The 12,812-nt window shown below is 41.8% G+C and carries 7 protein-coding genes; 4 read left to right on the top strand and 3 right to left on the bottom strand.

Features of this window, described 5'->3' with window-relative positions:
* The first annotated feature begins 75 nt into the window (after nucleotides 1-75).
* Complete coding sequence (locus tag GNE10_RS22775; RefSeq protein WP_185567108.1) at nucleotides 76-309, top strand: hypothetical protein; 234 nt, start codon at nucleotides 76-78, stop codon at nucleotides 307-309.
* On the opposite strand, the gene GNE10_RS22770 is transcribed toward GNE10_RS22775, so the two are convergent.
* Nucleotides 296-619 carry a thioredoxin family protein gene (locus GNE10_RS22770; RefSeq protein WP_099070928.1) on the bottom strand — a complete coding sequence of 108 codons (324 nt, stop codon included), beginning with the start codon at nucleotides 617-619 and terminating at the stop codon, nucleotides 296-298. The genes GNE10_RS22775 and GNE10_RS22770 overlap by 14 nt on opposite strands.
* A gap of 2,496 nt (nucleotides 620-3,115) precedes the next feature.
* Between GNE10_RS22770 and hetF the strand changes: the two genes are divergently transcribed.
* Nucleotides 3,116-5,647, top strand: a complete 2,532-nt coding sequence (gene hetF / locus GNE10_RS22765) for a cell division protein HetF (protein WP_185567107.1) — start codon at nucleotides 3,116-3,118, stop codon at nucleotides 5,645-5,647.
* A 163-nt stretch (nucleotides 5,648-5,810) separates the two neighbouring features.
* Here hetF and GNE10_RS22760 read toward each other — a convergent pair whose 3' ends face one another.
* Nucleotides 5,811-8,399, bottom strand: a complete 2,589-nt coding sequence (locus GNE10_RS22760) for a COR domain-containing protein (RefSeq protein WP_185567106.1) — start codon at nucleotides 8,397-8,399, stop codon at nucleotides 5,811-5,813.
* Nucleotides 8,400-9,447: 1,048 nt separating this feature from the next.
* Complete coding sequence (locus GNE10_RS22755) at nucleotides 9,448-10,713, bottom strand: glycoside hydrolase family 10 protein (protein WP_185567105.1); 1,266 nt, start codon at nucleotides 10,711-10,713, stop codon at nucleotides 9,448-9,450.
* A gap of 314 nt (nucleotides 10,714-11,027) precedes the next feature.
* Here GNE10_RS22755 and bchI point away from each other — a divergent pair, with 314 nt between their 5' ends.
* Nucleotides 11,028-12,152 carry a magnesium chelatase ATPase subunit I gene (gene bchI, locus GNE10_RS22750; protein WP_185567104.1) on the top strand — a complete coding sequence of 375 codons (1,125 nt, stop codon included), beginning with the start codon at nucleotides 11,028-11,030 and terminating at the stop codon, nucleotides 12,150-12,152.
* 210 nt (nucleotides 12,153-12,362) lie between these two features.
* Nucleotides 12,363-12,665, top strand: a complete 303-nt coding sequence (locus GNE10_RS22745) for a hypothetical protein (RefSeq protein ID WP_099070922.1) — start codon at nucleotides 12,363-12,365, stop codon at nucleotides 12,663-12,665.
* The last annotated feature ends 147 nt before the right edge of the window (nucleotides 12,666-12,812 follow it).

The raw sequence follows: 12,812 nt of genomic DNA, 5'->3' as shown, positions 1-12,812 counted from the left end.
CTCTCCCCACCTCCCCACTTTCCCATCTCCCCATCTCCCCAACCCCAGTCCCTACTCTCCCAATCAGCAGTATTTATGAGCATTACACTTACAGGTACAATCCAACGGCGCGATATTGGCCCAGGCGCATGGGCGTTAGTTACAGAAGAGGGTGTTACTTACGAAATCCTCAGAGGGGCTGATAAAGACTTACTCAAAGCCGGACAAAAAGCAAAAGTTAAAGGACAGGTGCGTGAAGATGTGATGACAGCTGCCATGATTGGCCCTGTCTTGGAAGTTAAATCTTTTGAAGTTATTAATTCTGACTAGTTGTAGAATCGAGAACCTGCTGGAGACGGCTTCTAAATTCACCTTTGGGATGGCCTCCTTTTACTTCACCTACAATCTCAAATTCTCCTTCGGGAGAATTGCAAACAATGTAAGTAGGCCATCCCATTTCTGATTTATCAGGATACTGAGTCAATAAAATCTTGCGATACTTGCGGTAAGCAGCTGTATCCTGCATTTTCACATCGATAAATTCTAAACCCAGTTCTTCAGCCACTTTTTTGTCATAAAAAGACATTTTGTGGCAGATGCCGCACTCTTCAGAAGAAAACTTAATTACAGCTAAACTCATCGGTTGGCAACTCTTTGGTTTTAGGCTAGATATCCTAGCATAACGCCATGAAATATACCATATAGCTGGTTGTTAATGTCAACAATATTGGGCATAGGGCATGGGGCACTTGTACTGAGCGTAGCCGTTGGCGCAGCCTCTCGCAGAGAAGTATGGGGCATGGGGCATTGGGCATGGGAGATCAGGGAGACAAGGGAGAAAAATTGCTGCCTTGTCCCCCTTGTCCCCCTTGTTCCACACCCCATGCCCCACACCTAATTTTTTAGCAAGTAGCTGTTGAAGAAGGGGAAAGTCGGAATCTAGAAAAAAACTTAAGAATGTGATTAAATATCATAGCAATCATTTTCGAGTCACCTGTTTAGGTAAAAATAAAAAGAAAGTGATACAGGCATTAGGTGACCGGGTTTTGCTCTAAGCTGGCTATTAGGGGATATTCAAGGTCTACCAGCAGTAGTAACAAGGTGCATTCTCGGTATGTGGCAGTTTATTTAGGCTGATGATGTTTTTGAATCAGCTATGTCTCTAGGCAAAAAAAACCCCCAGTGGGTGTTAGCCAACCAGGGGAGTTAGTTATCAGGGTGCATCTACCAATTAAATGTTCTAGGATTGAAGGCCTTACTCCGGATAAATTTGTACAAAGGTCAGTTATTTTTTAAAATAAAAAAACCCCAGTTGGTGTTAGCCTACTAGGGGAGTGAGTTATCAGGGTGCATCTACCAATAATGTTTTCTAGGGGCAGCCAGTATGTTCCGGAAAAAATGCTCAACCTCTAACAAGATTTGGAATCGCTAATAATGTAGCGTTCACGAGTCTACGAGGCTCTTTTAGATTCGTCCCAATCACAAGGCTAGTGGGCTTCGGTTTAAGATTTGTTCTGTCTACCACAAAAGTTGCTCTCAACCGAAAAACCCCAATCCAAAATCTAGAATCTAAAATTCTTCGATAATTCCAAACAAAAAACCCCCAGAGGCTATTAGCCAACCAGGGGAGTTGAGTTATCAGGGTGCATCTACCAATTACTTTTTCTCAGGTTAATGGCTATCCACCGGATAAATTATGCAGAAGTTGAGGTTATTGTTGTCTATTCACCAGAAAAAAAACTCTCAACAAGTGTTAGCCAATCAGAGGGGTTAGTTATCAGGTCAACCAATTTTGGATTTTACCAAAAGTTCGGTCAGTGGCTGGGACAGTTTTACCGATTTGTGAAACGCCCTGAGGGCGGGTTATCGTAGGGTACTGGCGTCACCTCAGGCTTGCGGGGAATAGAGTAATTCTTAGTATCTGCGAGCCTCTGGCTATGCCAAGGTCAACGGTAAACAAGGGTTTTCCAAGACAAATTTGAAATTTTGGATTTGTTGTGCCCTTTACGGGCGGGATGAACTGAAAAAATTTTGAATTTAAAATCTCAAATTGGCACGGACAAACCTACCAATTATTTAATGATTTAGTGCGCTACCTGAAAAATAGGTGTGTGATGAAGAAAAAAAACCCCCAGCGGCTATTAGCTTACCAGGGGAGCTAGTTATCAGGGTGCATCTACCAATTATGTGTTCTAGGTTTAACCATCATGCTCCGGATAAATTTGCAAAAAGCTTGATTATTTTTGTCTGCCAAACGAAAACTACTACACTTGAGCAGAGTTTGACTGATGTTTGAGATGGGGTGCTTGTACCATTTTGGGTTCTAAAACCTAATTTTTGCTGTAGGGAGATGGGGAATAGAAATTATGAAATTACGTTTGGTGAATGCAAATTGGTATTAGTTCATACTCTGGTTGAGGGAACTCCAAAAAATAAACAACAGCACATGGTGGTTGACTGTGAACCGTCAACAGTCAACAGTTCAAAGTAACAATGGAATATTTTTACTTGGAAGTCCCTAATTCAAATAGTCACTGGTTTTTTGTCGTGGTCTAATAGTGGATATTAAATGATTTAGGGGAGTTAAAGATCGAGGTACATTCATCTGCCAATCCAGTGTTCTCAAGTTAAGCATTATTTTCTAGTGGAGAATATCTGCGTTATATCAAGTTAGTGTAATTACTTACAGAAGAACGCAGAATTCAGAATCTGGAATTTGGAAGCAAAATAGGTCTGATATCTGGTTTTTACCGCTTAGCTTGCATACTTCAGCAAATTTAAATTTGCTGTATAATTCTAAGCTTATTGCGTAGAGTGTACTGTATTTGGGAGTTAGTTCTCATCACAAGTGTTCACATGAACTTGATATTAAAGGTTGCTGTTGTTTGCCAAAATAAAAAAACCCCCAGTGGGTGTTAGCCTACTAGGGGAGTTGAAGATCAAGGTGCATCTACCAATAAAGTGTTCTAGACCCAACTAATCCAATCCGGATAAAGTTGTAAAGGTAGAAAAGCCAAAACAACTAAAAATCAGAAACATTCAAGGGTGGGATGCATCTAAGTTATCAGAGGAAGCGAAAAATCGACTTGAAACTTTCGCGTTTCAAACCGAATTTAGGAGGCGAGCAGGAGAAGCTGTGACCCAGGAATTCCACATATCCGTAACCCCAGTAGGGCAAAACGACTACTTGGTGCGGACGGAACAAGTCGCGCCTGGGGTGCCATTGGCAGAAGAATTGGTGACTTGGCCTGTAGCTGATTGGTTGATGGCTGCTGGGCATTTAATGAATGACCCGTTGAAGTCTGTTCTGCAAGGAGATCCATTTGCATCTAGCGGGCGAGAAAGCGATATTGCAAGAAATTCTGTTAATTTGGTGGCCTTGGGTCAGCAATTATATAATGCTTTATTTCAAGGTACTCTCAGAGATAGTTGGATTACTGCCCAAGGTATTGCCCAGAATCACCAACAAGTACTCAGGTTACGCTTGGGGCTGAAAGACACGAGGTTAGCTCGTTTGCCTTGGGAAGTGATGCACGCAAACGATCGCCCCTTAGCCACTGGCCCTTATGTGGCTTTTTCTCGTTTCCAAAGTGGAATTTTGGGCGCTTCTCGTTTGCGATCCATGCGGGGGGCTACGCCTACGCCAAATACTTTTACGCCAATGGAAGAAACTGGTGTCAAAGTATTGATGGTAATAGCTTCGCCTTTGGATCAAGTCCGTCTCGACTTACTCAAACAAGAAGCGATCAAACTGCAAGCGGAACTTGCACGTCCCGCACCACGATTTGCAGAAGTTAGCAGTCATCTCCCTGAAATTGAACTGACTGTGTTAGACCAGCCAGGACGGGAAGAACTGACCCAAGCTTTAGAACAAGGCAGATACGATGTTCTACATTACTCTGGTCATAGTAATTTAGGGTCAAATGGCGGAGAAATTTATCTTGCCAGTCGCAGAACTGGGTTGACGGAAATTCTCACTGGAGATGATTTAGCTGGTTTGCTTGTCAACAACAATATCCAGATGGCGGTGTTTAATTCCTGCTTGGGAGCTTATACAGCTGCCTTGGGAGCTTCTGAAGATACTGGGGAACGCAACCTGGCAGAAAGTCTTGTAAAACGAGGAATTGCCAGCGTTTTGGCTATGTCAGAGCGTATTCCTGATGAAGTGGCACTGACATTAACGCAGTTATTTTACCGTAATTTAAGTCAGGGGTATCCAGTTGATTTATGTGTTAGTCGGGTGCGCCAAGGATTGATTTCTGCCTATGGTTCTCATCAAATGTACTGGGCATTACCAATTTTGTATCTCCAGCCCGAATTTGACGGTTTTCTCAGTCACGAAACTACTTTACCCCAAAGTCCGGAGGCGCTCAACCAATATGGTTCCCCTGTAGGTACGATTCCCAGTTCTATGTATGCGGCGATGGCAGAGGAACCAGAAATGCCTTTAGGAATTGAGGAAATGATTCCTACGGATTTGGGGCGCGATACTACTGGCTTGGATTGGCTGGGGGAAGATACTTGGGGGGATCTAGTTGATGAAATCGAATATGATGACCCAAGTTATGCAGAAGATTCTGCCATTGTTTCGGATTTGTTTCGGCGGCTAGATGAGCAAAAATCCTCCACAGAAATGGAGCAACAAATTAACGAAAATAGCCTGCCAAATAGACCAGTTTCAGAAGAAATGACTTCTTCTTTGGAGGAAGCAGATTTGTGGGGAGAAGTACCCGCACCACCTACTGAACCTGTTGGTAAATCAGAAAGAAGTTGGCAAAATTCTGAGTTTTCTCGTCCATCTTATCCAACTCCTTCTTTATCTAGAAATCGTAACCGATGGCGTAAACTGTGGCCGATTGTAGGTATTGTGGGAATAAGTGCGATCGCAATTGCCATCGGTTTAAATTGGTGGCTAAATCGACCCCAAGCCAATGTATCGAAGATACCACCAATTCCCACTGAGCCTTTACCCATTGAAAAGCAACCAAATATCGATTTGGAAACAGCACCAACTGGAATTGTCACCGCCACCGCCACTGAAAAATTGAGCCAAGGCGATTTGCGAGGTGGGTTGTTTGCTGTGGAAGAGTTGCTTAATCGTGGTGCTTTTGCTGCGGCTGAAACTGCTTTAAAATTAGTTACAAATCAGCAAGTTAACGATCCCTCTGTGAATTTTTTAAAGGGGCGATTAGCATGGCAATCAATCCAGACTGGAGATGCTAACTATAGCGTTGACGATGTTCGTCGTTACTGGGAAACTGCTGCCAAAGCTAAACCAGATTCCCTTTTGTATAATAACGCTTTAGGATTTGCGTACTACGCAGAACGTAATCTGAACCGAGCTAATGATTCTTGGTTTAAGGCTTTAAATTTAGCTCTCAAAGCACAGAATACAAACAACGGTACAACATCCACAAAAACACCACTACCTGAGGATGCTTTAACTTCCTATGCTGGTTTAGCTTTGGGACTGTATAAATCTGCACTAGATGAATCTAGCGCCAAACAAGCACAATATATGAATGAAGCCATTAAGTTGAGACAAATGGTAATGAAATCCGATAATGTAAATTTTCAAGTAGATAAATTAGCTAAAAATTGGCTCTGGACAGAACAAGCAATTAAAGATTGGCGATCGCTTCTTCAAGAGAAGAGTCGGGAAGAGTGAAAGAAGATGATGAGTGTTGACGGTTGACGGTTGACGGTTGATTGGGAACAGTGGGGTATTTTTGATTTGGAAGTTGATCAGTGTTTTTCTGGTAAATGAAGTACACGGGTAGAGGCTAACGCTGTACGCCCTTACTATCTGTGTATTTCGACTAAATTTGTGTTTATTTATTACCTTGAAACTGCTTAATAATATTGCCAATTAAAGGTAACTGTTCTAATACCATTTTTGTTAAATCTACAAAAGATTTTTCAGATAGGCGGTTGTCTTGGCGGAGTTGTAAAACGCCTATTAAAACGATAAATATTGCTGTACCAATAATTGCTAAAGCTAAATAATGAAATTGTAGCGAACCACCAAAAAATGCAATTAGACAAAATACAACTACAAATACAAATAAATAGAACATTCCATTGCGAAAAGCAAATGGCAGCGTAACCTGCGCTTCTGATTTAGAATTATCTTTCTGTTGAGATGGTTCTGTCATAAAATTATTTTCTTGTTTTGATGGCTGAATTACATTATTAATTGTTACAACAACATTTTCCCTTTTTGTCTCAGAGTAATTAGGCATAAAATCGCCACCAATGTGCTGTTCCGCTTTCACTACTTCCCTACTATCTATCACATCATCTATTAAATCCAATACATCAACCATTTGATAGCTTTTTTGACATTGAATGTTTTCTTGTTTATCGGCTACAAACTTTCGTAATATTTCAAAAGGGTAAAAGTGTGGCTGTTGGCTATCTTTACAAGTGTTGCAATTACATGGAATTAATTTGTCATACTTTAGTCGCTTGTATGAATCATGAATTTTATCTAGTTCATGTATAACTATAGTCATGAAATCTCGTTTGTGGCGACCTGAGACTCTAATCTTAATCTCTCGCTTGCTGTAATATTCAATTACTTCTGCTTTGGTCTCGTCTTTGCAGAGAACGACGCCATTTTTCCAGACACATTTTTGTTCATTTATCAACTCATGCATGGCGACAATGAACTGAGTGATGATGCCTTTAGGCATGAACTCATAAGTATAACGAAGAATCAGATTGTTTGTTTCATTCCACTCATAGTAAGGTTGATTAGCAGATAGTAATTGCGGGGCGATGTATTTTCCTTGGCTTCTCGGAATTTCGTAGCACAGCTTGAAGTTGATCATCAAGCGCAATAGTTCATCATGCATCGTAGCGTATTCGTCTTCACACCAAATGTTTGCCAAGTCAGACCGTGTAAAACTGCCCAAGTTGCTAATTACCTTTTCATTATCTAGCACTTTGTAAACTGCATCAGTTCCCCACTTGGGTTTGATGATTACAGTCTTGTTTAAAAGAGGGTCTTCTTGGAAGTGCAAGCATACTCCCAAATCGTGCAGATAACTACTCAACTGCAACTTGTCATTTCTCTGGGTGAACCCATTTTTTTGGCAGATATTCAGGTATTCATTGAAGCCGATGTAATTGCGTGCGTCACTCTCCAAAGCTTCTCGGACTCTAACCCAGGTTTTTGGGAGCGGACTCCCAATATGAGGCAAGTTTTTAACGTAATGCTTGATTTGTTCTAAAACTTGTTCTAAACCTTTGTTGGTAGCAAGGTTTGTTGATAAAGTCTCTTTCAAATTAGTAAACTGCCCCCGTAATTGACTTTCATTAATTTCTCGCTGGCGGTTTTGCTTTTCATTTTTGATGATTAGCAGTGGACTGTTATCGCTCAATAGTTCTACTACATTCAACCAGTAATAAAAATCCGTGTCTTCATTGCGGGTATCTGCCACCAAAGCATAGAGTGAACGCTTGGTGAGGAAAAATTGGTGGGTAGCATGGTAAATTTCTTGCCCTCCAAAGTCCCAAATGTTGACTCGAAATTCTCGCCCATTTTCCATTGGAAAATGCCACTTGATAACTTCAATTCCCTTTGTAGTATCTTCCTGTCGAAGTTGATAATTTTCGTCTTCAATTTTCTTCGCCAGTGTTGTTTTCCCTGCTCCTCCCTCACCAACAATTAATAACTTTGCTTCACAAAGATAATCTGTACCTTCTGCTTTCAGTTGTCGAAAATAATTCCGAATCGCTTCAATACCTTTTGCAACAACTTCTAGTGGTGGCTTTTCAATAGGATTGCCAGTTAAATCCAGGGTGGTGAGTTGTTGCAGACTGGCGAGTGCTTCTGGTAGTGTCGTTAATTTGTTGTCCCTTAAATCCAGAGAAGTGAGTTGTTGCAGATGGACAAGCGCTTCCGGCAATGTTGTTAATCCGGTGCATCTTAAATTCAAAGAAGTAAGTTGTTGCAGGCTGGTGATAACTTCTGGCAGTGTTTTTAATTGGTTGTAGCTTAAATTTAGGGAAGTAAGTTGTTGCAGATTAGCGATCGCTTCTGGCATTGTCGTTAATCCAGTGCAGCTTAAATCCAAGGAAGTGAGTTGTTGCAGACTGGTGAGTGCTTCTGGCAGTGTCTTTAATTGGTTACGGCTTAAATTCAAATAAGTGAGTTGTTGTAGGCGGGTGATGGCTTCTGGCAGTGTTTTTAATTGGTTGCGGCTTAAATTTAGGGAAGTGAGTTGTTGCAGACTGGCGAGTGCTTCTGGCAGTGTCGTTAATTGGTTGAAGCTTAAATCCAGCGAAGTAATTTGTTGCAAACTGGCGAGTGCTTCTTCTGGTAGTGTCTTTAATTGGTTGCGGCTTAAATCTAATTTAAGCTGCCTCTCTTCCGGTTCTTGGATTTTTTCAAATAAATCTTGAGTATGTTTCATATTGAAGCTCACCTGTCAACCAAAGTTATATTTAATACGCCTGATTCTGTGGAGGATCGGACAATCAGTAATATCTTGGACTAATGACAATAACCGCCATAGATTAAAAACATACTGCTCATAGGGAAAGCCCTCTTTATAGGAGGACTGAATTCTTGCCAGATTTAGATTTTTAGTTTACTGAAGTGGTTTTTAACTCTTAAGTTCTTAAGTTGGAACTTTGAGTTTCTAGCGAATGAAGGTAATACTTGAGAATGCTCCAAAATGTCAAAACAAGCTCTTACAGCAAATTGCAACTTTGTGAAGTACAGGTAATTGTAAGGGTGTAGGCTTTGCCTTACCGTAGGGTACGACTGTTCGCCCTTACGTGTGTACTTCATCTACCTGAAAAACGCTGTATGTTGCATAACACTACATGAGCAATAATAATTTTTACGGAATTTTCAAAAGAATTTAGCATTACGAATGCTCGACTTGACTCATTAATGAGGCTCGGAACTCCGTTAATGAGTCTTTGATACTCGTTAACGAGGATATTTTGCTCGTTGACGAGTATATTTTGCTGGTTCACGAGGATATTTTGCCGGTTCACGAGGATATTTTGCTCGTTGACGAGGATATTTTGCCGATTCACGAGGATATTTTACCCGTTCACGAGTATATTTTGCCGGTTCACGAGTATATTTTGCCGGTTCACGAGTTTTTGTAACTCGTCAATGAATATTTGAGACTTCCTAACAAGTGTTTATAACTCGTGAATGAGTTTTTAAGCTTTGTGGATGAGTATTTGATATTTGCAAACGAAACCTAACGCTAGCTTACCCACGAGTAAATCTTCATTTGAGGTTGGGTGGATGAGTGCAACCCCATACCTATGACGAATTAACGATCGCACCGCAGGATTTTTCGCTATTCCAACAAATGTAGAGACGTTGCATTGCAACGTCTCTACAAACAATTTTGTTAGTTACATTGTTTTTTGAAATTGGTATAACCCTAAATTCACCAGCTGCATCCTATTAGGGAAATAAGCACCCCAGCAAAAAAGTTATTCAACTCTGGCGCGGAGGGCGGGAGATGGAAAAAGTTTTTCAAATGCTGCTTGGCGCTCATTTAATGGTTCTGGTGCATAGTTCCAAAGGCTTTCATAATAAAAGAAAGTTACACCCAAACCCCGTTCTTGGGCAGCTCGCACTTGGGACTTAATTTGTTGTATGGGAACTGGGTTATTTCGTAACCCTGTCATAATCCCGACTCCAGTGGGAATGGTTTGTTGCGCTTCTTGAATTTCTGGGCGGGAAATATTGGCGATGAAACTTTGCAGATTTGGACGATAAATTTGCACAATTAACTCGTCTACGATATCTTGCCGTATCCAATTGAGCCAGTCTTGCAGGTGAAATTTGTAAGCAAAGTCATAGTAATTGGGAGCAACGGAGAAAATTGCTTGGGGTTTTCTCTGTTTGACAGCTTGGTTGAGTTGTGCCATGAAGGCGGTAATTTTATCTGCGCGCCACTTTACCCATTCGGGATTGTCAGGATTCGCCGGGGGTTTGTTCTTAGTTTCTTTAGCGTACAAGGCAACTGTATAGCGATCGTAGCCAAATTCGCGGGGTAAACTCATGTGGTCGTCAAATTGAATGCCATCGGCATCATATTGGGTAAAGATTTCCAGCACGAGATTAGTGATGAATTGTTGCACCTGTGGATGAAAGGGATTGAGCCACATCACCTCACCAGCCGCACTGATGGAAGTTTCGCTACCATCGCGCTTTTGTGTAAACCAATCTGGATAATTTAGTGCTAGTTCCGATGTTGGCGGTGCCATAAATCCAAACTCAAACCAGGGAATTGCTAAAAGTCCCTGACGATGGGCTTGGTTAATCAGGTCAGCAAGAATATCATGTCCATCGGAACCTTTATAAACAAAAGGTTGAATCCCTGCCCTTTGTGCGGTTGCACTGGGATACATCACATAGCCAGAATTCCAAACCACTGGATAGATTGTGTTAAGATTTAGCCGCCGCAGATGGCTCATGGCCTCTTGGACTTTGGTGCGGTTCTTTAGGGTGTCAAAATCATTGTTTGTCATCCAAACCCCGCGAATTTCCTGACGGGGTAGTTGAGCAACAGCAGGGGTGAAACTATCTGCCAGCAATACCATAACAAACGATATTAAAATCAAGAGCCAGAAAACATATTTCAATTTTCGTCGCCAAGCTCGAACAAAAAAATTTGATTTCATAGGTTTGAATGATGCATTAGCTACCCACACACGCCATTGCTTGCTTTGGTGATTGAATTTACTAGCCATACATATATTACAAGCATTTATGTTTACTAAAAAATTGAGACATTGGTAGTTGTTGGTTCCCGATGTATGGAACTTTTGCACCAGAAAAACTAAATCAAACTTATGCACATTAAGAAAGTTGACGTAACTAGTAGGCATTAGTGCCCAATTTATCTAGTATTGGGCATGGGGAAAGGGGAAAGGGTAAGGGGGAAAGGGGAAAGATTAAATTGATTCCTTTTCCCTTTAACCTTTAACCTTTTCCCCTGCTACCCCTGCCCCCAGCTGTGTCACAATAAAGAACTGTAATAAGAAAAATATTGTTAGGTAATTTAGTGAGTCCAACTGCTCAATCTACGGCAAGTGCGCGTCGTGTGGTATTTCCTTTTACGGCAATTGTCGGCCAGGAAGAAATGAAACTGGCGCTGCTGTTGAACGTGATTGACCCCAAAATTGGTGGTGTAATGATCATGGGCGATCGCGGTACCGGAAAATCCACAACTATCCGGGCGCTGGCGGATCTGCTGCCAGAAATCTCTGTGGTTGCCAATGACCCGTTTAGTAGCGATCCTAGCGACCCTGACTTGATGAGCGATGAAGTCCGCCAACTGCTAGAACAAGGGGCAGAAATTCCGGTAACTCACAAAAAAGTCCAAATGGTAGACCTGCCATTAGGAGCCACAGAAGACCGGGTTTGCGGTACTATCGACATCGAAAAAGCTTTATCTGAGGGTGTCAAGGCTTTTGAGCCAGGACTGCTGGCAAAGGCTAACCGAGGCATTCTTTATGTGGATGAAGTCAACTTACTAGATGACCACCTGGTAGATGTGCTACTGGATTCCGCCGCTAGTGGCTGGAACACTGTAGAACGAGAAGGCATTTCCATCCGTCACCCCGCACGTTTTGTGCTTGTGGGTTCTGGAAACCCAGAAGAAGGGGAACTGCGCCCCCAACTCCTCGATCGCTTTGGGATGCACGCAGAAATTCATACAGTCAAAGAACCAGGTTTACGAGTACAAATCGTAGAACAACGGGCGGAATTTGACCAAAATCCACCAGAATTTCTCGAAAAATATAAACCCCAGCAAGAAGCACTACAACAGCAAATTGTCAATGCTCAACAGCTATTACCAGAAGTAAAAATTGACTATGATTTGCGGGTGAAAATTTCTGAAGTCTGTTCTGAACTGGATGTAGATGGTTTACGGGGTGACATTGTTAGTAACCGCGCCGCCAAAGCCATCACGGCATTTGAAGGGCGCACTGAAGTTACACTTGACGATATCCGCCGGGTAATTACGTTGTGCTTGCGTCATCGACTGCGGAAAGACCCATTGGAATCGATTGATTCTGGCTACAAAGTCGGCAAAGCTTTTAGCCGGGTTTTTGGCGTCGAACTTCCAGAAGATGAGGCCGCACAAAAAAATGGCACAGGTCAGAAGTTAGGAGTTAGGGGTTAATTAATTTTAGATTTTAGATTTTGGGTTTTAGATTTTAACTTGAATCCAAAATCTAAAATTGGTAAAGTTGCAGTTTATTATTTTGGGATTTTAGATTTTTCCTGAAATCCCAAAAGTAACTACATAACTCACAACTCTTGGAAAGACTTTGGTTAATCGCGTCTTTGGTAACTCAGCACTCAGCTCAGCATCTAGTACTGAATACTGACTATGAGATCTTGGTATTTTTGGTTCAATAGTTTAATTTTATCTAGCCAATACAACCCGCCTCGGTTTGTAGAATTATTGATGTTGTTTTTAGCGATCGCTATGCTGGCCATAGCGAGTATTTTACCTGACAGACCACCATATTTAATTTTAGGTTTGAGCTTAGTAGTCGGGGCATCTATTTCAATTTTAGTGCGGGAAGCGATCGCTCCTTCTCCCCAAACACGAATTACACAAGTCACAGCCTTACTACTGCTGATTATTAGCCTTTATGGCTTTGCTGATTTAATCCACCAAACTCTTTGATGAGGAGATGAGGGGATGAGGAGGATGTAGCTTTAGCTTCTCTTTGAGAGACGCTAGCGCGAACCCGCAGGGTGAGAGACAAGGGAGACAAGGAAAATAAATCCTGATTTCCCAGTCAACAGTCAACATGCCCCATGCCCCATGCCC

Source organism: Nostoc sp. 2RC, assembly GCF_014222165.1.
In the GTDB taxonomy this organism is placed as follows: Bacteria; Cyanobacteriota; Cyanobacteriia; order Cyanobacteriales; family Nostocaceae; genus Nostoc; species Nostoc linckia.
Note: the sequence above shows the minus strand (reverse complement) of the source record. Positions and strands in the feature narration are given on the sequence as shown.